General features: G+C 71.0%; 23 protein-coding genes and 1 pseudogene. 13 read left to right on the plus strand and 11 right to left on the minus strand.

The window, feature by feature from the left end:
- The first annotated feature begins 50 nt into the window (after nucleotides 1–50).
- A complete protein-coding gene (locus IEY17_RS16840) occupies nucleotides 51–614 on the plus strand; it encodes a type 1 glutamine amidotransferase domain-containing protein (RefSeq protein WP_188988817.1) in 564 nt (187 codons plus the stop codon).
- A gap of 56 nt (nucleotides 615–670) precedes the next feature.
- Here IEY17_RS16840 and IEY17_RS16845 read toward each other — a convergent pair whose 3' ends face one another.
- From IEY17_RS16845 to IEY17_RS16880, 9 genes are all read right to left on the minus strand, one after another.
- Complete coding sequence (locus tag IEY17_RS16845) at nucleotides 671–1,909, minus strand: FAD-dependent oxidoreductase (RefSeq protein ID WP_188988819.1); 1,239 nt, start codon at nucleotides 1,907–1,909, stop codon at nucleotides 671–673.
- A 77-nt stretch (nucleotides 1,910–1,986) separates the two neighbouring features.
- Nucleotides 1,987–2,397 carry an MFS transporter gene (locus IEY17_RS25510; RefSeq protein WP_229680244.1) on the minus strand — a complete coding sequence of 137 codons (411 nt, stop codon included), beginning with the start codon at nucleotides 2,395–2,397 and terminating at the stop codon, nucleotides 1,987–1,989.
- A gap of 8 nt (nucleotides 2,398–2,405) precedes the next feature.
- Nucleotides 2,406–3,266: an MFS transporter gene (locus tag IEY17_RS25515; protein WP_229680245.1), complete on the minus strand. Its 861-nt coding sequence runs from the start codon at nucleotides 3,264–3,266 to the stop codon at nucleotides 2,406–2,408.
- Between the two features lie 301 nt (nucleotides 3,267–3,567).
- A complete protein-coding gene (locus IEY17_RS16855; protein ID WP_188988821.1) occupies nucleotides 3,568–4,956 on the minus strand; it encodes a DUF6777 domain-containing protein in 1,389 nt (462 codons plus the stop codon).
- 236 nt (nucleotides 4,957–5,192) lie between these two features.
- Complete coding sequence (locus tag IEY17_RS16860; RefSeq protein ID WP_188988823.1) at nucleotides 5,193–6,848, minus strand: DUF6777 domain-containing protein; 1,656 nt, start codon at nucleotides 6,846–6,848, stop codon at nucleotides 5,193–5,195.
- Nucleotides 6,849–6,932: 84 nt separating this feature from the next.
- Nucleotides 6,933–7,757, minus strand: coding sequence for a carbohydrate ABC transporter permease (locus IEY17_RS16865; protein ID WP_188988826.1), 825 nt, complete (start codon nucleotides 7,755–7,757; stop codon nucleotides 6,933–6,935).
- Nucleotides 7,754–8,683 carry a carbohydrate ABC transporter permease gene (locus IEY17_RS16870; protein WP_188988828.1) on the minus strand — a complete coding sequence of 310 codons (930 nt, stop codon included), beginning with the start codon at nucleotides 8,681–8,683 and terminating at the stop codon, nucleotides 7,754–7,756. Before IEY17_RS16870 ends, IEY17_RS16865 begins: the two co-directional genes overlap by 4 nt.
- Entirely contained in the window at nucleotides 8,680–10,014 is a 1,335-nt protein-coding gene (locus IEY17_RS16875; RefSeq protein ID WP_188989070.1) for an ABC transporter substrate-binding protein, read from the minus strand. Before IEY17_RS16875 ends, IEY17_RS16870 begins: the two co-directional genes overlap by 4 nt.
- On the minus strand, nucleotides 10,007–11,008 hold the full coding sequence (locus IEY17_RS16880; protein WP_188988830.1) for a zinc-dependent alcohol dehydrogenase family protein: 1,002 nt from the start codon (nucleotides 11,006–11,008) through the stop codon (nucleotides 10,007–10,009). The genes IEY17_RS16875 and IEY17_RS16880 overlap by 8 nt, the downstream gene beginning before the upstream one ends.
- A 128-nt stretch (nucleotides 11,009–11,136) precedes the next feature.
- On the opposite strand from IEY17_RS16880, the gene IEY17_RS16885 reads away from it, so the two are divergent.
- Nucleotides 11,137–12,108 carry a sugar-binding transcriptional regulator gene (locus IEY17_RS16885; protein WP_188988832.1) on the plus strand — a complete coding sequence of 324 codons (972 nt, stop codon included), beginning with the start codon at nucleotides 11,137–11,139 and terminating at the stop codon, nucleotides 12,106–12,108.
- Between the two features lie 42 nt (nucleotides 12,109–12,150).
- Here IEY17_RS16885 and IEY17_RS16890 read toward each other — a convergent pair whose 3' ends face one another.
- Nucleotides 12,151–12,444 carry a hypothetical protein gene (locus IEY17_RS16890; RefSeq protein ID WP_188988834.1) on the minus strand — a complete coding sequence of 98 codons (294 nt, stop codon included), beginning with the start codon at nucleotides 12,442–12,444 and terminating at the stop codon, nucleotides 12,151–12,153.
- A gap of 139 nt (nucleotides 12,445–12,583) precedes the next feature.
- Here IEY17_RS16890 and IEY17_RS16895 point away from each other — a divergent pair, with 139 nt between their 5' ends.
- The 5 genes from IEY17_RS16895 (at nucleotide 12,584) to IEY17_RS16915 (ending at nucleotide 17,975) form a co-directional block, all read left to right on the plus strand.
- Nucleotides 12,584–13,861, plus strand: a complete 1,278-nt coding sequence (locus IEY17_RS16895; protein WP_188988837.1) for an NsdA family TPR-like regulatory protein — start codon at nucleotides 12,584–12,586, stop codon at nucleotides 13,859–13,861.
- Between the two features lie 36 nt (nucleotides 13,862–13,897).
- Nucleotides 13,898–14,626, plus strand: a complete 729-nt coding sequence (locus IEY17_RS16900; protein ID WP_188988839.1) for a toll/interleukin-1 receptor domain-containing protein — start codon at nucleotides 13,898–13,900, stop codon at nucleotides 14,624–14,626.
- A complete protein-coding gene (locus IEY17_RS16905; RefSeq protein ID WP_188988841.1) occupies nucleotides 14,623–16,602 on the plus strand; it encodes an ATP-binding protein in 1,980 nt (659 codons plus the stop codon). Before IEY17_RS16900 ends, IEY17_RS16905 begins: the two co-directional genes overlap by 4 nt.
- Nucleotides 16,599–16,928 (plus strand): hypothetical protein, encoded by a 330-nt coding sequence (locus IEY17_RS16910; protein ID WP_188988843.1) that lies wholly within the window; start codon nucleotides 16,599–16,601, stop codon nucleotides 16,926–16,928. The genes IEY17_RS16905 and IEY17_RS16910 overlap by 4 nt, the downstream gene beginning before the upstream one ends.
- A 138-nt stretch (nucleotides 16,929–17,066) precedes the next feature.
- A complete protein-coding gene (locus IEY17_RS16915) occupies nucleotides 17,067–17,975 on the plus strand; it encodes a hypothetical protein (RefSeq protein WP_188988845.1) in 909 nt (302 codons plus the stop codon).
- Nucleotides 17,976–18,447: 472 nt separating this feature from the next.
- Here IEY17_RS16915 and IEY17_RS16920 read toward each other — a convergent pair.
- Nucleotides 18,448–18,582, minus strand: a pseudogene (locus IEY17_RS16920) (amidohydrolase); the annotation flags it as partial.
- 19 nt (nucleotides 18,583–18,601) lie between these two features.
- On the opposite strand from IEY17_RS16920, the gene IEY17_RS16925 reads away from it, so the two are divergent.
- From IEY17_RS16925 to IEY17_RS16950, 6 genes are all read left to right on the plus strand, one after another.
- On the plus strand, nucleotides 18,602–18,880 hold the full coding sequence (locus IEY17_RS16925; protein ID WP_188989095.1) for an LCP family protein: 279 nt from the start codon (nucleotides 18,602–18,604) through the stop codon (nucleotides 18,878–18,880).
- Nucleotides 18,880–19,023 carry a hypothetical protein gene (locus tag IEY17_RS16930; RefSeq protein WP_188988847.1) on the plus strand — a complete coding sequence of 48 codons (144 nt, stop codon included), beginning with the start codon at nucleotides 18,880–18,882 and terminating at the stop codon, nucleotides 19,021–19,023. Before IEY17_RS16925 ends, IEY17_RS16930 begins: the two co-directional genes overlap by 1 nt.
- Nucleotides 19,020–19,460 carry a hypothetical protein gene (locus IEY17_RS16935; RefSeq protein ID WP_188988849.1) on the plus strand — a complete coding sequence of 147 codons (441 nt, stop codon included), beginning with the start codon at nucleotides 19,020–19,022 and terminating at the stop codon, nucleotides 19,458–19,460. Before IEY17_RS16930 ends, IEY17_RS16935 begins: the two co-directional genes overlap by 4 nt.
- Nucleotides 19,461–19,533: 73 nt before the next feature.
- A complete protein-coding gene (locus tag IEY17_RS16940) occupies nucleotides 19,534–21,573 on the plus strand; it encodes a bifunctional polysaccharide deacetylase/glycosyltransferase family 2 protein (protein WP_229680247.1) in 2,040 nt (679 codons plus the stop codon).
- 95 nt (nucleotides 21,574–21,668) lie between these two features.
- On the plus strand, nucleotides 21,669–23,621 hold the full coding sequence (locus tag IEY17_RS16945) for a hydantoinase/oxoprolinase family protein (protein ID WP_188988853.1): 1,953 nt from the start codon (nucleotides 21,669–21,671) through the stop codon (nucleotides 23,619–23,621).
- Nucleotides 23,618–25,177, plus strand: coding sequence for a hydantoinase B/oxoprolinase family protein (locus tag IEY17_RS16950; RefSeq protein WP_188988855.1), 1,560 nt, complete (start codon nucleotides 23,618–23,620; stop codon nucleotides 25,175–25,177). Before IEY17_RS16945 ends, IEY17_RS16950 begins: the two co-directional genes overlap by 4 nt.
- The last annotated feature ends 57 nt before the right edge of the window (nucleotides 25,178–25,234 follow it).

Consider the following 25,234-nt stretch of genomic DNA (forward strand, 5'->3'; position numbering starts at 1 on the left):
AGGACCCTGGGGCTCGTCGTACCTTCCACAGCTCGGAGAGGTGATCAGCGATGGGAGACACACTGCGGGGTCGCCGGGTGGCGATGCTCGCCGCCGACGGCGTCGAACAGGTCGAGCTGGTGCAGCCGCGCGAGGCGGTGGAGAACGCCGGGGCTCGGGTGGAGCTGGTCTCGACGCACTCCGGCGAAATCCAGGCCATGAACCACGACATCAACCCCGGTGACACGTTCCCGGTGGACCGGGAGATCTCGCAGGTCTCCCCCGACGACTACGACGCGCTGATCCTGCCCGGCGGCACGATCAACCCGGACAACCTGCGCCGCGACTCCCGCGCGGTGCAGTTCGTGCGGGACTTCGTGGCCTCCGGCAAACCGGTCGGCGCGATCTGCCACGGGCCCTGGACCCTGGTGGAGGCCGGCGTGGTGCGCGGGCGCCGGATGACCTCCTTCGCCAGCATCCGCACCGACCTGCGCAACGCCGGGGCCGAGGTCGTCGACGAGGAGGTCGTCACCGACCAGGGCCTGGTGACCAGTCGCGGGCCGCAGGACCTGCCGGCGTTCACCACCAAGATCGTCGAGGAGATCGCCGAGGGCAAGCACCCGGCGCGCACCTGACCGCTCCCCCGGCGCGGACGAGGTCCAGTTCGGCGCGTAGTAGCCGGCGGACCTCGTCAGGGGAGGCGGGCGTCCTGGGCGTTGAGCTCCGCTCGCACCGCCTCCGCGTCCACCGGTTCGCCGCGCGCCACCAGCGCCGCGGCGATGCCGGCCGCGTGGCCGGTCGCAAAAGCCGTTCCCATCACACGCAACGACGCTCCCGCTCCGCGGTCGCCGTCGACCGTGCGGCCCGCCGCGAAGAGGTTGTCCGTGTTACGGCTGTGCAGGACGCCGAGCGGAATCCCGTAGTAGCCCGACTTTCCGATGAACCGCCACTCCGACGGGATGCCCGCGCCCGGGTGGTACTCGATCGGCCAGGCCCCGATGGCGACCGCGTCGTCGGTCCGCCCCGGCGTCAGCACCTCCGTCTCGGTGAGCTGGTAGCGGCCCACCAGGTGGCGCGACTCCCGGGTGCCCATCTCCGGTCCGGTGCTGACGATGTACGCGCCCTCGCATCCGGGCAGGGACCGCAGCACCCCGAGGTACGCCTGGGCCTGGCGGCGGGCGCTGATCTCGGCTCGCGTGGTGTCCGCCGCGCTGCGCGCGTCGTAGCCCTCGTCGGCCAGGTAGGTGATCAGATCGCCGGAGATCGGCATGCGCGCGATCAGCCCGGTCTCCGCCGTCAGATGAACGGCTCCGGCCCGCTTCGCGGCGCGCACCGCCGCACCGATCGCGTCCTTGGTTATCGCCACATCGGCCGGGATGCCGCCGAAGCGCACGCCGAGCGTCCCGTTCTGCACCCACCCGTCGTTGCCGTAGCGGACTTCCGCGCCGGCGTGGTGGGCGAGGTCGGCCTCGCCGGTGGCGTCGACGAACGCCGCTGCGGAGAACTCGTGGATGCCCGAGTGATCGGCAACGCGCACCGTGGTCACGCGGTCCTGCTCCCGCCCGGCGCCGAGCACGTGCGTGTGCAGCAGCACCGCCACGCCCGCCCGCGCGCACAGCTCGTCGGAGGCCCGCTTCACGCTCTCCGGGTCGAAAACCGCCGCCACCGCGGTGAAGCGGGTGGGTTCGCTGATCGCGCCCATGGCGCGCAGCTCCGCCAGCATCTCCTCGGCGACGCCGAAGACCACCTGTCGCCGGTCGTCCCGCGTGTAGAGGCCGCAGTAGGTCACCACGTTGCGCAGAGTGGCGGCGCCGCCCAGGCAGGGGCCGCGTTCGATCAGCAGGGTGCGCGCCCCGGCCCGGCTCGCACCGACCGCGGCGGCCACCCCGCCGGACCCGCCGCCGGCGACGATCACATCGTATTCGGTCATGCTGGTTTTCCTCATCGGGCGAGGGCTTTCTCGTGCATCTGGGAGCTCACCCACCGGAGGAAGGCTCCCAGGTTTGCCTAAACCTGGGAACTCGCCTCCGGAGGAAGGTTCCCAGGTGTGCCTGAAGTGGGGAGTTCGCCCTCGGCGTCCGCCGGGGCGGCGCGGTCCTCCCGGACGCCGAGCATGAGCACCATGCCGAGCAGCGGACCGGCCGCGAGCGTGGCGAAGGTGGCGAAGAACGAGTGCGTCGCGTCGAACACGATGCCCAGCACGACGGGCACGACCGTGCTGCCGAGCTGCCAGAACGCGTTGGTGGCCCCGGCCGCGGAACCGGCCAGCCGCACCCCGGACAGCTTCGGGATGAGCGCCACCATCAGCGGGCTGTAGACGTAGGCCGCGACCCCCAGGAACGGTGCCGTCCAGAGGAAAGCGGTGAGGCTGTCGGCGGTGCCGAACACCAGCAGCGCCACCACGAAGGCGCCGAGCACGGCGATCGTCAGCGCTTGCGGCGTCCGCCGATCAGGTCGCTGACCACGCCGATGAGCGGCTTGGCGACCACGGCCGCGACACCGAAGATCACCACGACCACGCCGGCCTGCACCGGGGACACGTGACTTCCCTTGACCATCAGGGCGTTGGACCACGTGATGAAGCCGTAGGTTCCCCACAGCCCACCGAAACCCGCCAGCCCGAGCAGAAACAGGTCCCGGTTGCGCACCAGCGGGGCCAGGCCGGGCAGTTCCCGCCGGTCCGCGGTCCGGGGGGCGGAACCGTTGCGCAGCAAAAAGAAGCACAGGACCGCCACAACCATGGAGGCGACGCCGAACACGTGGTAGGAGGTGCGCCAGCCGGACGCCTCGATCAGGCCCGGCACGATCGCGTTGGCGATCACCGTGCCGAGCGAGGTGGCCGTCATGAACACGCCCATCGCGAAACCGCGGTCCTCGGCCGGAAACCACCGGGAGATGAGCTTCACCCCGGCCGAGTAGTCGCAGCCAGCGAACACGCCGACGCCCGCCTGGAAGGCGATACCCAGTGCCACCGAGTCGGTCTCGCCGAAGAGCACCATGAACCCACCGGCCACGAACAGGGTGCTGGCGATGACCACCCGGCCGCCCAGCCAGTCGGTGAGAAAACCGCCGCAGGCGTTGGAGATCACGTACCCGACGTAGTACCCGGTGGCGAAGACACCCAGCCCGGCCAGCGCGACGCCGAGGTCCTCGCCGACGGCGACCGACGCCGGCCCCCAGGTGGAGCGGTCGACCGCGGTCATGGTGAACGCGCCCCAGCACAGCAGCAGCACCACCCACCGGTACGGGTGCCGAACCGCGACGCCGTCGTTGTCATCGGGACTCATCGTCGAGCGATCCCTTTCCCGAAGCCGTGTGGTCGATGCCCGCAGGGCAGTAGCCGCCAGTCCGGTCAGCTCCGCGCGTCCGGCCGCCACTACCGAGCGCAACCCACCTACCACGCCCCGGCACGGGTAGTACACCGGCTCGACGAGAAGGCGTCGAATACCACGTGGTCAGATGGGTCATGCCCGGCAGACATGGCTGTGCCGAGAGGGAGTGGCGATGGAGCTGCGCCACCTGCGGTATCTCGCCGCCGCGGCCGCTGTCCCAGTGATCATGCTGGCGTGGGCGCTGCGGCTCCGGGGGTCAGCCGCCGCCGGTGGGTGCACCGCCTCCGGTGTCCGGCTGCTCTGGTTCGGGCTGTTCCGGTTGCTCGGGAACCTGCGGGCTCCGCTCCTGCTCGCCACCGCCGGTCTGCGTCGGTCGCTGCTCCGGGGCCGTCGTCTGGTCCCCCTGCTCCGTCGTCTCAGTGGACTTCTGCCGCTCCCCCGGGCGCGGCTGCGGGGTCGGGGTCGGCGCAGGCTTCGGCGTAGGCTTCGGCGCAGGTGGAGTCGGCGAGCACGTCGGCTTGCCGTTGCGGCAATCCGTGATCTGGGCGTTGATCTGCTCGGCTCGCTTCCTCTCCTGCTCAGCGGCCTTCTCCCTCCTCGTGGCGTCGTCGCCCAGGACAGCGGCGACCCCTTTGTCGTTGTTGGCCTTGGACTGGGCGTTGCGGAACTGGCCGTCCCTGGTGATGAAGTCGTTCCGCGCGGCCTGCGTACGGGGATCGTTCGGGCCGAACAACGCCACAAGACGCTGCCACTCCCGGAAGGACGAGTCCCGCGCGGCCCTCGCCCGGTCCGCGGCCTGCTGCGACTCCGCCGCGGTCCCCTTGGCGCCGTCGGCCTTCTTGCGGGCGTCCTGGGCGTCGAGCTGCGCCTTGGCGTACCGGTCCCACGCTTCCTTGCCGAGAGCGGCCAGCCAGGGCGGCACCCGGCCCGGGTTGGGTCCGCCGGGGGCCGTGGTGGGCTTGCCCGTGTTCACGTCGACCATCGAGAACGAACCGATCACGTTGCCGCTGGGCTGCACGGACGTGACGCCCTCGGGCTGGAAGTGCGCCCACCGCTGGCCCGCGAAGCCGCCCTGCGGCCGGGGATCGCCCTTGGTCAGCGGGTTGCCGTTGAAGCACTTCACCGTCGGCTGCCCGAAGCCGTCGACGAACACCGCGGTGCCCGCCTGCAGTACCGCCGGGTACGGCACGTAACGGCCGTCGTCGTACCCGTGGCTGGTGACCGAGGTGTCGGCACGCAGCACCACGGGATTCAGGCTCTCCACGAAGCGTGGAATGTCGCCGACCTGCACCCCCAGCACCTCGCCCCATGCCCTGGCCTTGGCCTCGTCGGCCTCGAGTTCGGTGACGAGCTGCTGCGCGTCGCATGGCGGGGTTTCGCCGGTACCGCCGAACAGCCCGGACGTGTCACCGGAGACCTCGCCCCCGACACCCTGCGGCGGGGTGAGGTCGGCCTGGTCCTGTCCGACCGGGGAGGTGAACGGGTTGCTCCCCGGTGACGAGACCGACTCCAGTCGCACTTCCCTGGTCGTCGTCTCCTGCTGCCCGCACGCAGCGCCGACGAGACCGGCGGCCACCGCAGCGGCCAGCGTGGCCGTGGTGAGCGTGAACTTCGCGGATCTACCGCGCTCGTTGTGCACGGACACGGTCGTTCCTCTCCTCGGCACCGGCTGCGATCGGTGTTCCGGCCCTTCCGCCGAGCCGTGTGGCGGAGACGGGCAGCGCACCGCGGCGCAGTCGATGGGGTGCGGGTCGCGCCACCGCGTCCCCCGGATGCCGGTGGGGCTTTCCTTCGCACACCAGCGTGGCAGCTGTCCCGGGTGAATCGAGGGGTCACAAGTCCCTGGCCGCCGCGTCGTCAGGAAGGGGGCGGGCGAGCCGGTCAGCCGGTCGGGGTGGCCCGGCGGGTGTGCTGCGGGACCGTTCCCGGGGACTGCTCCCCGCCGCCGGTCTGCGTCTGCTGCGGACCGGTTCCGCGCGGCTGGGTCGTCGGCGCGCGCGTGACGGTGTGCTGCTGCGTCGGCTGCGGACGCTGCTGCGTGGTGTGCTGCTGCGTCGTCTGCCGCGGAGGCGGGGATTGCGTGGTCTGCGGCTGCTGCCTCGTCGTCTGCTGCTGTCCCGGCACGGAGGTTGTTTGCTGCCTGCCCTGCGTGGGCGGCGCACTCGTCGGCGGCCTTCCGGGAGCGGGAGCTGTCGTTCCGGTTCGGACGTCCGGTGTGGTCTTCCCCGGCGGCTGCGTGGTGGTCGGCTGCGGTTGCCGCGTGCCGGGCGGTCGTGGCTCCTGGGTACCGGTCGGTCGCTGCGTGCCTGGTGGCTGCGTGCCTGGCTGCTGCGGCGGCGGTGAACCCGTCTGCTGCGGGGTGCCGACCGGCGGCGCGGGCTGGGTCCCGGGCAAGTCCCCCTGGGCCGTATCCGGCCGCAGCTCCCCGGAGCAGGACCGGCCGTCGCGGCAGGCGTCGGTGTCCTGCTGGCGGACCTGGTAGTCGGCGGCCGAGTCGGCGGCGATCCTGACCTTGTCCTCCGCTGCGGCCCTGGCTTTCGCCGCGGCCTCCCGGTCCCGGTCGGCCTGGGCGCGCGCCGCGTCGTACTGTGCCCTTCTCGCCTCGAAGTCCCGCAGCGCCGCGACCGTCCGCGGGTCAGCGAGCCCGAAGCGCGCCAGGTTCTCCTGATACGCCGCCCAGGCCCGGTCGCTCGCGTCCTTCGCCAAGGCCGCCCGGTCCTGCGACACCGTCGCCTGCCGCTCGGCGGCGTCGGCGTTGCGGCGCGCCTCGTCGGCGTCCGCTCGCGCCCTGGCCGCCTCCTGCCTGGACTGGGCCACGAGAAAATCGAGATACGGGTCGGCCCGGCCCGGGTTGGGGCCGCCGGGGCGCGTGACCGGGGCGCCGCTGCGGGCGTCGACCAGCGAGAACTCGTAGACCACCGGGACGGCCGGGCGCACCGCGGTGATCTCGCCGGGTTGGAATCCGCTCCACCGGGGGCCGGTGAAGTCACCGTCGCCCACCTCGCCGGGGGTCAGCGGGTTGCCGTTGAAGCACTTGACCACCGGCTGGCCGTGCCCGTCGATGAACACCGCCGTGCCCACCTGCAGCACCGCGGGGTGCGCCTCGAACCGGCCGTTGGCGTAGTCGTGGCTGACGACGGCGGTGTCCGAGCGCAGCAAAACCGGGTTCAGGCTGGTCACGAACGGCTCGATGGCCGCAGGCTCGACGCCCAAGACCTGCGCCCACGCCCTCGACTTGGCCTCGTCGGAGGCCACCTGGGAGACCAGCGCCCGCGCGTCGCACGGCGGCGCGCCCCCGCTGTCGGCATAGAGCCCGGCGGTGTCGCCGGACACGTCGCCCCAGCCCTGCTCCACCGGTGTCAGGTCCGCCAGGTCCTGGCCGACCGGCGAGGTGAACGGCCTGGGACCGGAATACGAGACCGGTTCGAGTCGCACCTGCGCCGACGCCGGCTGCCCGCATGCGACGACGGCACCCGCCACAGCGGCCAGGGCCACCGCGGCGGCCCTGGCCCGCTCGGACCTGCCGCGCTTCGGCATCGCCCGCTCCCCGACCACTGGCTTCTCCTGCCCCAGGGTGGCACCGACGCGGCCGGAGTCGAGGGTCGCAAGTCCTGGTCCGCGCTACTTCACCGCGCCCATGGACAGGCCCCGGACGAGGTGGTTCTGCGCCGCCCAGCCGACGACCACCACGGGCAGCGAGGCGAGCAGGGCCGCCGCGGACAGCTGCGCCCAGTACAGACCCTCGCTGGTGATGAAGCCGACCAGGAACACCGGCACCGTGCCCGCCTGGGCCGCGGTGAGGTTGACCGCGTAGAAGAACTCCGTCCAGGAGAAGATCACGCACACCAGCGCGGTGGCGGCGATGCCGGGGGCGACCACCGGCAGGACGACGCGGAACAGCAGGGTCGGCAGCGACGCGCCGTCGACGCGCCCCGCCTCCACGATCTCCTTGGGCACCTCCAGGAAGAACGAGCGCATCATCCAGATCGCCAGCGGCAGGTTCATGGCCGTGTAGAGCACGACCAGCGCCCAGACGTTGTCGAGCAGCTTCAGGTTCTGCGCGATCACGTAGAGCGGGATGATCGCCGCCACGATCGGCAGCATCTTGGTGGACAGGAAGAACCCGAGCGCGTTGCGCGTTCCCGGGACCGCCGAGATCGACAGCGCGTACGCCGCCGGGACCGCCAAAAGCAGCACCAGCAGTGTGGACACCACCGTGACGAACGCCGAGTTCGCCAGGTACGGCAGGAACCCGCGCTCCAGGATGCCGGCGAACTGCTCCAGCGTCGGGGTGAACACCAGGCGCGGCGGGTCGGTGTAGGCGTCGGCCTCCTGCTTGAACGCGGTGAGCACCATCCACAACAGCGGGAACACGAACAGGATCGCGACCAGCCAGGTGAAGGCGGTCAACGCCCACCGGCCGAGGGGGTTACCGGTCCGCATCATCGCACCTCGCTCACGCCGAAGGTCCGGAACATCAACCGCAGCGCGAAGGTCGCCACGATCAGCGTCAGCACCACCACGATCACGCCCATCGCCGAGGACTGGCCGACGTCAAAACCCTCGAACGCGCGCTGGTAGATGTAGTACGGCAGGTTCGTGCTGGCGGTGCCCGGTCCGCCCTGGGTCATCAGGAAGATCGCGTCGAAGCTGTTGACGACGTAGATCGCCCCCAGCAGGACGGCCAGCTGCAGGTAGCGGCTCAGCTGCGGCAGGGTGATCGAGACGAAGGTGCGCCACCGGCCCGCGCCGTCCACGGCCGCCGCCTCCAGCACCTCCTTCGACTGGGCCTGCAGCCCCGCCAGGATCAGCAGCATCATGAACGGCGTCCACTGCCAGATGATCTGCGCCATCACCGAGGCCAGCGGGTACTGCGACAGCCAGTCGACGTCCGTGCCGAACACGAAGCCCAGCAGCCCGAAGGTCGGGTGGAACATCGTCGTCTTCCACAGCAGCGCCCCCGCCGCCGGGAGGATCAGAAACGGCGTGATCAGCAGCGTCCGCACCACGCCCCGGCCCAGGAACTGGCGGTCCAGCAGCAGCGCCAGCCCCAGGCCGAGCAGCATCGCGACCAGCACGCAGACCACGGTCAGCACGACGGTGTTGAGCATCGCGCCGCGGAACTGGCTGTCAGCGAAGACGTCGACGTAGTTGCGCAGCCCGACGAAGTGCCGAGACCCGGGGCGCACCAGGTTCCAGGACTGGAACGAGTAGAACACCGTGAGCAGGAACGGAATCTGCGTCACCAGGATGGTGAACACCAGCGCGGGCATCAGCGGCGCCCGGCGCAGCCAGGCCGCCGACGACCATGCGCCGGTGGGTTTGCGCGCCGCGGCGGGTCTGGCCGGAGCCGGCGAAAGAGTCTGGGTCATCGCGTCTCCCGGTAGGACTGGCCGACCGACTCGGCGTACTCCTGGGACTGCCGCAGCGCTTCGTCGACGCTGATCTGCCCGGCAATGGCCGCGGACAACTGCTGGCTGACACGGGTGCCGAGGTCCTGGAACTCCGGGATTCCGACGAACTGGATCCCCGGGTAGGGCACCGGGTGCAGCATGGTGTTGCGCTGCTGCGCGCGGTCGATGCCCTCGAGCGTGGCCGCGGCGTAGGCATGCGCGGCCTGCTGGTACTCGGGGATGTCGTAGGTGGACCGGCGGCAGCCCGGCGGCACCCGGTTCCAGCCGAAGGTGGTGCCGACTTCGCGCACGAACTCCTTGCTGGTCATCCAGCGCATGAACCGCCACGCGGCGTCCTTGTGTTCGGTGACCTTGGGCATCGCCAGCGCCCAGGTGTAGAGCCAGCCGCTGCTCGGGGTCCGCTCCACCGGGGCGGCCACGTACCCGGACTTGCCGACGACCTTGCTGCTCGCCGGGTCCTCGTTGGTGCCGGCCATGACCGTCGCGTCATACCACATCGCGGCCTGGCCCTGGCCGTAGGCGGTGCCGCACTCGGAGAAGCCGGAGCTGGAGGCGCCGACCTCGCCGTGCTCGCGGACCAGGTTCACATAGAACTCCGCGGCGGCCCGGAACTCCGGCGAGGTGAGTTGCGCGTTCCAGTTCTCGTCGAACCAGCGCGCGCCGAAGGTGTTGGCGACGGTGTTGAACGGGGCGAGGCTCTCGCCCCACCCGGGCTTGCCGCGCAGGCAGATCCCGGCGATGCCCTTCTCGTCGTCGTCGAGCCGCGCGGCGAACTCGGCGATCTGCTGCCAGGTGGGGTGCTCGGGCATGGTCAGCCCGGCCTGCTCGAAGAGGTCCTTGCGGTAGGCCAGGAACGACGACTCGCCGTAGAACGGCACCGCGTACATCGAGCCCTGGTAGGACAGCGACTCGCGGATGCTGGGGATGAAGTCGTCAGCGTCGTAGGCGGGGTCGAGGTAGGGCTGCAGGTTTTCCAGCCAGCCGTTGGCCGCCCACTGCTTCGTCTCGTAGTTGCTGATCATCACCACGTCGAACTCGCCGCCCCCGGTGGCGGTGGAGGCGGTGATCTTCGCGCGCGCCTGGTTCTCCGGCAGCTGCACGAACTTCAGCGAGATGCCGGGGTTGTCGCGCTCGAACTCGTGGGACAGCGCGATCGCGTCCTCCATCTGCGGGTTCGACACGATCGCGATGACCAGGGTCTGCTCGCCGGAGCCGAGGGTCCCGGCGCCCGCGCAGCCGGTGAGCGCCAGCAGCGCGGCGATCAGGAGCAACGCCAGCCGACTACGCATCGGCACCTCCAGGAATGATCTGCACCTTCAGCCCGGTGCCGCGGCGCATCAGGTCCAGCGCGGCGGGGAACTCCTCCAGCGGGAGCGTGTCGGTGAGTAGCGCGTCGGGGTCGACGGCGCCGGTGGCGACCAGGTCGAGGGCGGCGCCGAAGCTGTGCAGCACGGCCATCGAACCGATGATCTTGATCTCGTCGTTGTAGATCCGGAACGGCGACAGCGACACGCGCGCCTCGGCCGGGGCGACGCCGAAGACCAGCAGGCGACCACCGCGGCGCAGGGAGTCGAACGCCGCCTCGATCGCCGGGGCGGCGCCGGTGCAGTCCACGGCCGCGTCGAAGCGCTCGTCGAGCTCGGTGACGGACGCGGCCACCGCGGCGGCGCCCAGCTGCTCGGCCCGGGGCAGCCGTGCGGTGTTGCGGTCCACCACCGAGACGTGCGCCCCGGCGCGCTGGAGCAGCTGCTGCATCAGCAGCCCCATCGTTCCCGCCCCCACCACGAGGAACCGCTCACCGGCCTCGACGCCGATCTGCCGGACGCCGTGCACCGCGCAGGACACCGGCTCGACGAGGGCGCCCTGCTGCCAGGTCATCTCGTCGGGCATCCGGTAGCAGGTGGCCGCGGGGACGGCGACGTACTCGGCGAACGCACCGTTGACGGTGTCGCCGGTGGCGCCCCAGTTCGCGCACAGGTTGCCGTGGCCGGAGCGGCAGGGCGTGCAGTAGCCGCAGAACAGCGAGGGGTCGACGGCGACCCGGTCGCCGACCCGCCAGTCGCCGGGCACGTCGGGCCCCAGCTCGACGACCTCCCCGGCGAACTCGTGGCCGGGCACGATCGGGTAGGGCGTGGGTGGGAAGTGCCCGTCAGCGATGTGCAGGTCGGTGCCGCAGATGCCGCAGGCACCCACCCTGATCAGCAACTGCCGGTCCCCCGGTTTCGGGTCCGGCACGTCACCGACCCGCACCGAGCCCGGCTGGTCCACGATTGCGGCGCGCATGACACCCCGTTCCAGTCTGCTCAGAAGAGCACGTGCTTGATGACCACGTGCAGAACTTGCCGAGCATTGAAGGGGTTACCGCGCGGTTGCGTCAACTTTTCGGCCGAATCTCGCGCTAAAGTGCTCATATGAGCAAGCAACCCCGCAGGGCGGGTCTCGCCGACACCATCACCTCGGCCGCCGTGGCACACCGTTTCTACGTCCAGGGCCGGTCGAAGCTGGAGATCGCCGAGGAGTTCGGCATCAGCCGGTTCAAGGTGGCCCGGATGTTGACATCAGCGCTGGAAAACGGCCTGGTGCGGATCGAGTTCGACCTGCCGTTCCCGGTCGACGTGGCGCTGTCGGAGGAGATCCGCGCGGCCTACGGCCTGCGCCGCGTGCTGGTGCTCAATCGAGCGCAGAGCAGGGCCGAGCGCCCGGAGCTACGCAAGCGGATCGGCGCCCTCGCCGCCCAGCTGCTCAGCGAGATCGCCGTCCCCGGTGACGTTATCGGCCTGGCGTGGGCACGGTCGGTGAACGCGATAGCCGAATCGATCCGGTCGTTGCCACGCTGCCCGATCGTGCAGTTGTGCGGGGTGCAGGCGGGCATGGACATGCGCGACCGGTCGGTGGAGACGGTCAGCCGGGTCGCCGACGCCACCGGCGGCACCGCCTACCCCATCTACGGTCCGCTGGTGCTGCCGGACCGGCGCACCACCGACATCCTGCGCCGCCAGCCGGGCATCGCCGAAACCTTCGACCAGTTCCAGCACCTGACCAAGGCGGTGGTCAGCATCGGCGCCTGGCAGCCGGGCGAGTCGACGGTCTACGACGCGCTGAGCCCGGCCGAACGCGAGGCGATCGGCCGCCGCGGTGCGGCGGCCGAGGTGGCGGCCCGTCTGTTCGACGCCGAGGGCAACGCGCTGTCCACCGGACTGGCGCACCACGTCCTGGCGATCCCGCACGACCTGCTCGCCCGCATTCCCGAGGTGATCGCCCTCGGCTACACCGAACCGAAAGCCCGGGCAATAGCGGCGGTCCTCCGCTCGGGCCTGGTGACAACCCTCATCACGGACGCGAAAGCAGCCGAAGCCCTCCTCGCCGAAAACCGACCGCACTGACCGTTTCCCGTCGCCCAGCACAACAGGAAACAGGAAACCCCGCTATTCTTCGACCGCTGAATCGCGGATTCCGCCAGAATGCCTCGGCATGCGGCGCTCAACCACGTGGAGGAACATTTCCCGCCACGCGTCGAAGGTGGCGAGGAAAGCGGCGGACAGCACCAGCGCCAGCGCGAACGACGCGGCGCCGGCGAGACCCGCACCAGCGAGAACGCCGCCCGCCCACACCTGCGCGGCGGTGAACAGAAGCGTGCGTAACACCCGACCGAACACGGAGTCGCCGGCCGGATTGCACTGTTCGGGTGCGGTTTCCCGAACGGACTCGTCCTTGATCATCTCTTCTCCTAGGGTCTGCCGGTGGTCCCCCGAGAATGCGGGAGGCCCTGTGCGTTTCACCCTGACCGAGAGCCGATCGGAACGAACAGCCGTTTCCCCGGGCCCGCTGAAGCGGGCAACGGGAAACCGGGAGGACGATGTGGAACAACGGTCCACACTGTTCGGGGCGGAGCTCCGAAGACTGCGCATTGCCGCTGGTCTCTCCCTGACCCGCATGGCGGGACTGGCGCATTACAGCAAGGGATATCTCAGCAAGATCGAAACCGGCCGGAAACAACCGACACCGGATTTCGCCCGGCGCTGCGACGACGTGCTGGACGCCGGTGGCGAACTGGCCCGGCTGGTGCCCGCGCAGTCCTCGGATGCACCGCTGCCCGAAGCAGACGGCGACGGTGAGGTGTGGGTGATGGCTCTGGCATCCGACGGCAGGAGCTGGTTCCGACCGGTGGACCGCAGGCAGGTGTTGGCCGCGGGCGCGGCCTCGGTGCTCTCCTTCGGGATGGGCGGTGGGCACGCGGTCGCCGCGGAGGCGACCACCACCGCGGCGTTCCGGACCATGTTCGACCAGTTCCGGAGCCTCGGGCAAACCGCCAGCCCCGCGGTGGTGCTGCCCGGGCTCATCGCCCAGACGCACACGGTGCGCGAGCTGGCGGCCCGGGCGCGGCCTCGGGAACGCCAGGAACTGCTCGCGCTGGGCGCCCGGTATGCCGAGTTCGCGGGGTGGATGGCGCAGGAGTCGGGTGACGAGCGCGCCGCGCTGTGGTGGACCGACCGGGCGGTGGAGCTGGCCGACGCCGGGCAGGACCGCACGCTCGCGGCGTACTCGCTGGTGCGGCGCGCGCTGGTGACGCTGTATCGCGAGGACGCACGGCAGACGATCGACCTGGCGCGTCAGGCGCAGACCACCGCGACCACGGCCCGCATCCGCGGGTTGGCCGCGCAGCGCGAGGCGCAGGGCCACGCCCTGGCCGGGGAATACAACGCCTGCATGCGCAGCCTGGACCGCGCCCGTGAACTGCTCAGCGCGGCAACCCCGGACAACGGACCGGTGCTCGGCACGGCGAACCTGGCCGACCCGGTCGCGATGGTCACCGGGTGGTGCCTGCACGACCTGGGCCGGGTGCGCGAAGCGACCGAGATCCTGGACCGCGAGATCCAACGCGTGCCACCGCACGCCCTCCGCTCCCAGGCGCGCTACGGCGTGCGCCGCGCACTCGCGCATGCGGCCGCCGGGAACGTCGATCACGCGTGTGCGCTGATCAGCGAGGTGCTCGGCGTCGTGGACGCGGTCAGCTCCGCCACGATCATCACCGACCTGCGCCGCCTCGCCCGCACCCTCTCCCGCTTCCACACAGCCAGGTCGGTGCGCGAACTCCAGCCGCGCCTCACGGCCTCCCTGCACCACGAGATCGCCTGACGAACCCCTCCCACCACCCGAAAGCGAGGTACCGCTGTGCCCGAAATCTTCATCAACTACCGCACCGGCGACTGCGAGCAAGCGGCAGCGCACATTGAGCGCTACCTGTCGGACCGGTTCGGTGACCGATGCACGTTCCGCGCCAGCAAGTCGATCCGCCCCGGTGACAACTACAAACACCACCTGCAGAACGCTTCCTCCGGTTCCCGGGCGCTGCTCGCGCTGATCGGGCCGGGCTGGCTCGACGCAGCGGACCGCGACGGCAATCGAGCGCTGGAGAACAAGAACGACTGGACCCGCAGGGAAATTCTCAACGCCAGGCGATCAGGCGCACGCATCATCCCCATCCTGGTCGGGCGCAGGACAGAGCGGTTGGACGCGAAGAAGCTTCCGAAGGCACTGGCGTTCCTCGCGGACCTGCAGTCCCTCGTCTACGACACCGGGAACGACCAAGCCAGCCTGAAGCAGATCGCCGAGGAACTCGTGGACCTGGTCCCCGGTCTGTCCGATCCGAAACCGGAGCAGGCCCCGACCACGAGCCCGGTCTACAACATCAACCATGGCCAGGTGAACGGCGACATGGTCCAAGCCGGCCAGATCAACGGCGGCTCTGTCGTCAACCAGTTCGGGCGAGTGAACGGCCCCGTGCACACCGGGTCGGGCAACCAGCAGGTCTTCACCGGTGACCGGACGAACTACATCGCCGGTCCGCAATTCGGCGGCATCCAGCAGAACGTCGGCACCGGACTGGAGGACGACCGGTGAGCGAGACCCACAACGAGTTCCACGAAGTGCACGGACCGATCAACACGGGTCCGGGCGACCAGTACATCTACCTGAACACTCGTGAGAGCGTCAGGGAGCAGGCCCGCGGCCCTCGGTTGACGCTCAAGGGCGACCTGCTCTGGCTCAAGCGGCGGTTCGTCTCCCCGCCGAACCTCGGCAAGGCGTCGAACGTGCTGGACACGACCCGCACCGTCCTGCTCACCGGACCGCCCGGTAGCGGACGTCGCACGGCGGCGAAGATCCTGTTACACAGGATCGCGGACGACCACACCCCCTTCACGGTCCTCGACGACGAAGCCGCGGGGCTCCAAGCGCTGGCTGATGTCAAAATCCTCAACCGGCACAAGCTGGTTCTCGACCTCACCGACAGCACGGAGGGCGTGTTCCGGGCCCGGCAGCGCGAGCTGAACCACTTCCGAACGAGGCTCCAGCAGGCGCAGGCCCATCTGGTCGTCGTGGTCCCCGACTCCCTCCAACACCACGTGGACTCGGAGCTGGCCAAACACATCGTGCGCATCGATCGGCCGGACGGCGGCGAGGTGCTTCGCGCGCACCTGAGCGCGGAGCAGATCGATCTGCCGATGCGGTTGCTGGCCGCGACCGACGTCAGGCGGCACCTCACCGCCTCCATGGCCGAGATCGCCGACCTGGCGAGGCTCGTGGTGGCCGCCAGCGACGAGAGCCGGGACGGCAACGTCGAAACCTGGCTCAATGAGGCCATCTCCGTCCGTACGGAGCGCGGCGGTGAAGTGGCCGATCAGGTGCAGAAGCACTGGCGTGGAAGGCCGCGGACGGTGCTGCTGGCTGCGGGCATGTGCCGCGGTGCGTCCACTGACGCGGTGTTCTTCGCCTCCCACGATCTCGTGAAGATCCTGGCGCTCGACGAGGACGAGGACCCACGGCTGGAGCAGGACGGTTTCCGCGATCAGCTCCGCCAGATGCACATTGAGGTCGATGCCGACGACCGCGTCGAGTTCGGCAAGTTCCAGTACGACCAAGCGGTGCGGGAGTACTTCTGGGACAACTACCCCGACCTCCGCAGGCAGTTCTGCCAGTGGGTCGACCACATCATCCGCGACGGGCTGTTCGCTCAGCGCGACCGGAAGAACATGGTGGACCGCGTCGTCGCGGAATCGCTGCGCACGAAGTGCCCGGGCCATGTGAGCTGGCTGGTCGAGAGATGGTTGTTTCCGGACCAGAACAGGCGTCCGAATCCGCTTTGGGACTTCGGTGTCCGGGCGCTCGTGCGGGGGCTCGAGGACGAGCGGCATGGGTCGTTCTTCCGGCGCCTGGTGTACGAGTGGTCGCGGCGTGACGACCTCTCCGCCGACGTCGGCCAGGTCCTCGTCGACGTCTGCACCGAGGTGATCGCGCCGAAGTACCCGTCGCAGGCGCTCGTCCGGCTGCACAACCGGGCCCGGCGGGAGGACGGCCTCGGCAACCCGTCCGCGCGTCAGGCCATCGCTGACCTCATCGCCAACAACCGGCTCCTGCTCCGGCTGCTACTGCAGAGGTTGGTGGAGGCATTCGACAGGGACGAGCAGTGGCCCGCCGACGTGCTCCTGTTCCTTGACCTGGCGGACCCTCGCCTGCTGTCGGACACCAACGGTCGGCGACCGCTGTTCGTTGACGGCACGGTCCGACCTCAGCTGGTGTTCTGCTGGCACACCGCGATGCTGGCCCGCCCTGACCTCGTCGGCCAGCGCGTGTGCGACTGGCTGGCGGCAGCCGGTCAGGTGGCCCCGTACGACGCGGTGTTGGGCATCCTCGTCGACGCAGCCCGACACCACCTGCACCTGCTCGGCTCGCTGCACGTGACCGCCCGCGACTGGAGCCATTGCGCGCAGGGGCGTCCCGAGGTCGCGGCGTGGCTGTCGCAGTTGATCGACAGGGCGCAGGGACTGCAGACAGACGACTACGTGTACCCCCGGACTCCCGAGGAGGTTGCTCGATGAGTCAGGAGAACAGGACCCTCTACACCGGACTCGCGATGGCCGCGCTGCTGCCGCTGCTACTGGGCCTGCTGCTGGAGTGGTCGGCGTGGGTGACGGTGCCGCTGTTCTTCGCGGTGCTCGCGGGCATCTACCAGAAGCTCATGCACGGCACCAAGACTCCCAGCGACCACGTGGGAATCCTGCTGGACAAGATCGGCCTCCACCGCGACAACCCCGTGCGGGATCTGACTGCGAGCCGGTTCGCGAAGCTGATCGACGCGGCAGGGAACCCGAGCGTCGCCGAAGAGGTCCGCCAGCGGTTCGACAGCCCGAAACCCTTCGCCTGAACAGACGGTCATCGCGGAGCGAGCAGCACTCTTGCCCAACTGACCGGATCGACGGTGCCCTTCACCCGCCATTCCGGGGCGTAAACCCGCTTTCGGTGCCACCCTGGAGGTGCTGGGTGCGGGGCACCCTGTTACCGAGTGAGTTCCTTCATCCGGGATGACTTCGACCAGAGCGAGGTCCGCATCAGACAGCCTTGGTGCGTGCCAGCGATCTGGACATGCGATGAGAACGGGCGCTGGGGTTTTCTCACGCCGAGCGAATACCCTGCCGAACGCGTCCTGCACGACTTGGTGAAGCAGGCGCCGCAGATGCTTCCCCTCGCCGGCGCACCGAGGCTCACGGTCCTCGGCAGCGAGGTGCGTCTCGGGAACGGTTATGCCGACCTCATCGCAGTCGAATCGTCCGGACGACTGGTCATCATCGAGGTCAAGCTCGCCGACAACTCAGAAGCCCGGCGTGCCGTGGTGGCCCAGGTGCTCTCCTACGCCGCCCACCTACAGGGCCTCCTCCCTCGCCAACTGGAAGGCCAGATCCTTGACCGAGATCTCGCAGAACTGGGCTGCGAGACGGTCCTCAACGCCGTTGAGGAGGATCAGGAACACACCGTCGACGCACAAGCATTCAGCGATGGTCTCGCACACAGCCTGGCCGAAGGAAACTTGCGGCTCGTCATCGTGCTGGACGAAGCGCCAGACGAACTCGTCCAGCTCACCGGTTATCTCCAGTCGGTTACGGACAAGCTCATCATCGACCTCATCACCGTCACCTCGTACCAGATCAACGGTCAACACATCGTCGTACCCCAGCGCGTCGAACCAGCTCCCCGATCCAGGGCACTCTCCGACGCCGAAGCACTCAACCGGCAGGCAGGAGAGTCCTCCACCCTGGCTCCACGGCCTTCCGTGCAGTCATCGCCGACGCGCCCGCCGCACAACACAAACTGCTGCACAGGCTCACCGATTGGGCAGAACAATTGGCCCGTGACGGTCTCACCACCCTGTACACCTACCAGGGCAAGTCAAAACCACGCTACAACCCCGACTTGACGGGAAACATGGCCTCGTCACCGTCTATAAAGACATCAAGGTCTGCTACATCACGCTCTCGCGCAGTACGTTCGAGCGCCTCGCGCCAAACAGCATTCCCATCGTCGAGGCCCTGATCGGAACCACGATCCGCCAAGGCAGCACCGTCCACGACGTCTCCGACGAACTCCTCGACGCGCTCTCGCAGGCGTACCGGGAAGCAGCATGCAACGCATCCGTCCCTGATGGACGAAGCATCTTGCCGTAGCCAAAACAAAAAGTTCAGTACCTCCAGGTCTCGCGGGTTGTGTGCATCGCTCAGCGGTGCGCAGCGGTGTGGTCGGCAGCCGCTCGGATTCCCTTGTGGCTATGTGCACGGTGCCGTCGGGGCCGGTCCAGCGGGGTGGTGACTGTTTCCTGCGCGGTGGCGGGTTCTCCGCGACGATTTCAGCGTGCATGCGCCGCCACGAGCGGTGCTGCCGGATCACCAGCGGAGGCTGATTTCCAGCGGCAGGCCGTCCAGCGCCGCAAGAACCTTCTGCTGGGTGCGCGGCAGGCGCAGCCCGATCTCCGGCTCGGCGTGCAGGTCGCGCCGCAGCCGGACGCCCCGGTGTTGCAGGTCGTGCATCGACAACGGCAGCCTCCTCGTGCTGCCCGCCGGGTGCCAGCAGCTCACCGGCGCGCAGGCGCTCGGTTTCGTGCGCACCCGCGCCTTCGAACGCGGCGACCTGGAACGCGCCGAGCACCAGCGGCAGTTCCTGATCGCCCTGCTGAACCGGGCCACCAGCAGAGACGTGCTGGCCAACCCGCTGCGTTCGGTGCCGCTGGTGTGGCGGTCGACCGATTTGGTCACCGTGTCCGACCGCGACGGCCTGGCCGACCTGGGCTGCTCGGTTACCGGGCGGCCAGCGCGGGCCGGGGCCTGATGACCGCGACGGTGCCCACCCGCGACGGCGGGGACCTGCCCGGGATCGGCACCGTCCTGCGCTGGGACGAACCGCGCTCCGCCGCGCTGTTCGCCGCGCTGGCGCAGGACCGCCCGATCCCGCCGGCGGTACTCAGCCCGTGACCGCCAGGCGCCGCACGGCGAGTTCGGCGTACAGCGCGGCGCCGTCGGCCAGCACGCTGTCGTCGAACACCGCGTACGGCGTGCCCCGCCGAGACCGTCCCGGGACCCGCCGCGGCTCGCACCGCGCCGGTGCCAGGCACCGTCCGGACCTGCCGCTGGTCACCGTCCACACCGGACGCGGCAGACCGGTGCCCCGACCCGGTCGGCAGGTCCTCGCCGTCACCCCGGACCGCCGCGTCCGCCGCCTGCACCGGCCGGTGCGGCCGGTCTTCGTCGACACCAGCGGGCGCCGCCGACGCGCGCTGCGCGCCCTCGCCCTGGTCTCCACCGCCGTGCTGGCCTGCCTCGGGCTGCTGCTCGTCGCGGCCATGCTCGACTCCCGCGCGCCGGCACCGCCGCTGGCCCCCGTCCCGGATGCCACGTCCCCGAACCCCTGAGCGAGGCAGGACCATAACCCGCCGCGCCCCCACCCCCCGAAGCCCCCGAGCGCACTGGCTGCTGCTCGGCACCGTGCTCGTCGTGCTGTGCGGCCTGCTCGGACTGGACGTCCTCATCACCGGCCCCCGCGACGGGGGAGACCGCCCCAGCGGGTCCCGCCAGTTCGTGCCTCCGGCGGCCTACGCCGGCGGGTCGATCATCGACCCGCGCGAGCCGACGGTGCGGCACCCGCCGCCGCGCACCCTGGCGCTGACCGTCGTCGACGGCCCCGATCCCCAGTGGACGCCGCAGGTCCTGGACGTGCTGGCTAGGCACGGCGTGCGCGCCACGTTCTTCGTCTCCGGCGCCCGCGCCGCGCAACACCCCGACCTGGTCCGGCGCATCCTCGACGCCGGGCACGAACTCGGCAACCGCACCACGTCGGGCATCGACCTGCGCGGGGTCGGGGACCGCCGCGTCCAGCTGGAGCTGCAGGCCACCGACCTGGCCCTGGCCGGGGCGGCCGGGGTCACCGCCAACCTCGTGCAACCGCCCTACACCTCCAGCGGCTCGCTCGACCACGACGCGTGGAACGCGATCCTGCGCATCGGCAACCACGGGCGACAGGTGGTGCTGGCCGACCTCGATTCCCAGGGCTGGCGCCGTCCTGGCCTGGACGCGGTGCTGGCCAACTCGACACCGCACGACGACTGCGGCGCGGTGCTGCTGATGCACGACGCGGTCGGCCCGGACACCGCCGCGGCCCTGGACCGGCTGCTCCCGCAGCTGCAGCGCACCGGATGGCGGGTCGACTCGGTGGGCGGGGTGTTCCGGCTGCCCGCGACGATGAACCAGGCCCGCATCGTCGACCGGGTCGGCGGCGCGCTGTTCATCGCCGCCGTGCAGGTCTCCGGCTGGTTGGCGGGCGCGCTGCGGGTGCTGCTCGTGGTCGCGACCGCGCTGGCCGCGCTGCGGTTGCTCCTGGTGCTTATCGTCGCACCGCTGCACGCCCGCCGCGCCCGCCGGTGGACGGCGCCCTGGCAGATCAGCCAGCGGATCGGCGTGATCGTCCCGGCCTACAACGAGGAGGCCGGGATCGCGAACACGGTGCGCTCGATCCTGGCCTCCGACCACCCGGTCGAGGTAATCGTGGTGGACGACGGTTCCACCGACCGCACCGCCGAGATCGTCGAGCGGATGCAGCGGCGGTTCCCGCGCGTCCGGCTGGTCCGCCAACAGAACGCGGGCAAGGCCGCCGCGCTGAACACCGGGCTGGCCGCGGCGAACTCCGAGCTGGTGGTCATGGTCGACGGCGACACGGTGCTCGAACCCGAGGCGGTCGGCCGGCTGGTGGCGCACTTCACCGACGCCACGGTCGGCGCCGTCGCCGGCAACGTCAAGGTCGGCAACCGCGGTCGGCTGCTCGGGCGCTGGCAGCACGTGGAGTACGTAGTCGGGTTCAACCTCGACCGGCGGCTGTATGACGTGCTGCACTGCACGCCGACGGTGCCCGGCGCGCTCGGCGCGTTCCGGCGGTCGGCGATCCAGCAGGCCGGTGGGGTCAGCGACGACACCCTCGCCGAGGACACCGACCTGACCATGGCCCTGGAGCGCGACGGGTGGCGGGTGGCCTACGAGGAGCGGGCCCTGTCCTGGACGGAGGCACCGGCCACCTTCGGGCAGCTGTGGAAGCAGCGGTACCGCTGGTGCTACGGGACGCTGCAGGCGGTGTGGAAGCACCGGCGGGCGGTGGTGGAGCGCGGTGCGGCCGGTCGACTGGGTCGGCGCGGGCTGCCCTACCTGCTGCTGTTCCAGGTGGGGCTGCAGGTGATCGCGCCGGTGGTGGACGTGACGGCGGTGTTCGCGCTGTTCGCCCAGGACGCGACGACCGTCGCCGCCACCTGGCTCGGGTTCCTGTTGCTGCAGGCGGTGCCCGCGGTGATCGCGTTCCGGCTGGACGGCGAGCGGTTGCGCCCGCTGCTGTCGCTGCCGCTGCAACAGGTGGTGTACCGGCAGGTGATGTACCTGGTCGTGGTGCAGTCGGTGATCACCGCGCTGTCCGGGGCGCGCCTGCCATGGCAGAAGTTGCCGCGCCGCGGCCGGATCGCGCCGCTGCCGGTGGGGCGGCGCTGACGCGGCTGCTCGTCGACGACCAACGACCGCAGCGTGGCGGCCGGTGCGCTGCCGGAGGGCTCGGGCTGCGGGATGATGGCCCTGGGGGAATGGTGATGCCAGGGCTGTCCGAGACCTGCGCCGGAGTGGACGTCGGGGGCACGTTCACCGATGTGGTCGTGCACTGCCCCGGGCGCCGGCCGCGGGCCGTCAAGGTGCCCACCACTCCCGCGAACCAGGCCGAGGGCGTGCAGCGCGGCGTTGCGGAGGGTCTGCCCGACGGCTCGCTGCGGCTGCTGGCGCACGGCAGTACCACGGCCACCAACGCCGTGCTGGAGCGCAAGATCGCCCGCACCGTGTTCGTCACCACCGACGGGTTCACCGACGTGCTGCAGATCGCCCGGCAGAACCGGCCCGCGCTCTACGACCTCACCGCCACCCGGCCCGAGCCGCTGGTGTCGCGGGACATGGTCGTCACCGTCAGGGAGCGGACGAGTCCGCGCGGCGAGGCGATCATCCCGCTCACCGACGACGAGATCGACCGGGTCGTCGCCGCGGTCCGGCGGCTGCGGCCCGAGTCGGTCGCGGTCAGCCTGCTGTTCTCCTACGCCCGTGACGAGCACGAGCGTCGGCTGTGCGCGGCGCTGGCCGACCTGGGCGTGCCGATCACCCGCTCCAGCGCGCTGCTGCCCGAGTTCCGCGAGTTCGAACGCGCCTCGACGTGCGTACTCAACGCGGCCGTCGAGCCGGTGATGCGCCGCTACCTGTCCAACCTCACCAGCCGGCTGCCACAGCCGACGATCACGGTGATGACCTCCAGCGGCGGCACCGCGGGGGTGGACTTCGCCGCCTCCTCTCCCGTGCACACGCTGCTGTCCGGCCCGGCCGCCGGGGTGGTGGCGGCCGGGGCCGTGGCGCGCTCCGCCGGGTTCGACGACGCGATCGCCTTCGACATGGGCGGCACCTCCACCGACGTGTGCCTGGTGCGCGACGGGCACCCGGAGGTGTCCACGTCCGCCCAGATCGCGGGCCTGCCGTTCCGCACGCCCTCGGTCGGCATCCACACCGTCGGCGCCGGTGGCGGCTCGATCGCCTGGGTGGACACCGGGGGCGCGCTGCGGGTGGGCCCGCGCTCGGCGGGCGCCGATCCCGGCCCGGCCTGCTACGGGCTCGGCGGTGTGGAGCCGACGGTGACCGACGCGCACTGCGCCCTGGGGCACCTGGACCCGGAGCGGGTGCTGGGCGGCGGCCTGCGGCTGGACGTCGACGCGGCCCGCCGCGCCCTCGACACGCTGCCGGAACCGCCCTCCGGGGTGCTGGCGGTGGTGCGCGCGACGATGGCGCGGGCGCTACGCCGGGTCAGCACCGAACGCGGGGTCGACCCGGCGGGCCTGGCGCTGGTCGCCTACGGCGGCGCGGGCCCGCTGCACGCCACCGCGCTGGCGCGGGAACTGGGCTGCCGGGCGGTCGTGGTGCCGCCAGCGCCCGGCGTGCTCAGCGCGCTGGGCCTGCTGCTGGCTCCGCCGCGCTTCGAGTCCTCCCGGACCGTGCTGGCCGACGCCGGGCAGGACCTGTCGACCAGCTGGGCCGAGCTGGCCGACGAAGCGCGCCGGGAACTGGAAAAGCAAGGCGTGGCAACGGGAATCACTTTGTCCAAAGTGGCCGACATGCGGTACGCGGGCCAGTCCCACGAGCTGCGCGTCGACGTCGAGGAACCGGCCGACCTCGCCGAGCTGCTGCACCGAGCGCACCACGAGTCCTACGGGTACGAGATGCGCGACGAACAGGTCCAGGTGGTGACCCTGCGGGTGGTCGCGCGCGGCGAGCCGGTCCTGCCCGAGCCGCCGCAGGAGTGGGACCAGGGCGCGGCCACGCGGCGGCCGGACCGGCAGATCGGCATCGGTGACCGGGTGGTGCGCGCCGGGATCGTGCCGCGGGCCGCGCTGCGGCCGGGCGACGAGGTCCCCGGCCCGGCCCTGATCGAGCAACCGGACACGACGACGTTGCTGGACGAATCCGAGGTGGCCGTGGTGGACGCGGCCGGGAACCTGGTGGTGCGGTGGGTATGAGCGAGCTGTCCGCGGTCGAGCTGGAGGTCTTCCGGCACGCCCTGGCCGGGGTCGCCGACGAGATGGGCGTGGCGCTGCGCCGGGCCGCCTACTCGCCGAACATCAAGGAACGCGCCGACTGCTCGGCCGCGGTGTTCGACGCCGACGGCGAGATGGTGGCGCAGGCCGAGCACATCCCGGTGCACCTGGGCGCGATGCCCGCCAGCGTCCGGGCCGTGCTGGACACGTTCGGCGAGCTGCGGCCCGGCGACCAGGTGTGCGTCAACGACCCGTACCTGGGCGGCACCCACCTGCCCGACCTGACCATCGTGGCCGCGGTCGGCTACGGCGACCGGTTGCTGGGCTACGTCGCCAACCGGGCGCACCACGCCGACGTCGCCGGGGCCGCGCCGGGCTCGATGCCGGCCACCGCGACCGAGATCGCCATGGAGGGGGTGCGCATCCCGCCGGTGCTCGTCGCCGACGCCGACGGCGAGCGGGTCGACGTCGTGCGGCTGATCGCGGCGAACTCCCGCACCCCCGGGGAACGCCGCGGCGACCTGCGCGCCCAGTTCGCGGCCAACCACGTGGGGTCGGTGCGGTTGCGGGAACTGGCCCGGCGGATGGGGTCGCAGCGGCTGCGGACGGCGATGGCCGCGGTGTGCGACTACTCCGACCGGCGGGTGCGCGCGGCCATCCGCGACATCCCCGACGGCTGCTACCGCTGCGAGGATTCGCTGGAGATCGGCGACGGGGTGCCGATCCGGGCGGCGGTGACCGTGACCGGTGACGAGGTGTCGGTGGACTTCGACGGCACCGCGGCGCAGGTGCCGGTGAACTGCAACGCGGTGTTCGCGGTGACGCTGTCGGCCTCGATGTTCGTGTTTCGCGTGCTCACCGACCCGGACGCGCCGCCCAACGCCGGGTGCTACCGGGCGCTGCACGTCACCGCCCCGGAGGGCACCGTGGTCAACCCGGTGTTCCCGGCACCGACCGCGGCCGGCAACGTGGAGACCAGCCAGCGCATCGTGGACGTGCTGCTCGGCGCCTTCGCCCAGGCCATCCCGGACCGCGTCCCGGCGGGTAGCCAGGGCACCATGAACAACCTGCTCATCGGCGGCAGCGAACCGGCGTTCAGCTACTACGAGACGCTCGGCGGCGGCGAGGGCGGCACGCCCGCCCGGCCCGGCATGTCCGGGGTGCACACGGGCATGACCAACACCCAGAACACCCCGGCCGAGGCGGTCGAGCTGGACTACCCGCTGCGCGTGTGGCGCTACGAGCTGCGGTCCGGCTCCGGTGGCGCGGGACGGCACCCCGGCGGGGAGGGCCTGGTGCGGGAGATCGAGGCCCTGACCGACTGCACGCTCACCATCCAGTCCGAACGGCGCACCCACGCTCCCCGCGGCGCGCGGGGCGGTGGGCCGGGGGCGACCGGGCGCAACGTCCTGGTGCACCCCGACGGCTCCGAGCAGACGCTGGCCGCCAAGGGCACCTGGCCGCTGCGCCGCTGCACCAGGGTCCGCATCGAAACCCCAGGTGGCGGTGGTTGGGGCGATGCGGACCAAGGCGGTTGAGCGCTACCCTGGGGGTGCCGGCCGGGCGCTTCGCGCTGGCACGTGGAGCACAGCACC

Origin of the sequence: Saccharopolyspora thermophila (assembly GCF_014646075.1) — a bacterium.
GTDB classification, from domain to species: domain Bacteria; phylum Actinomycetota; class Actinomycetes; order Mycobacteriales; family Pseudonocardiaceae; genus Saccharopolyspora; species Saccharopolyspora thermophila.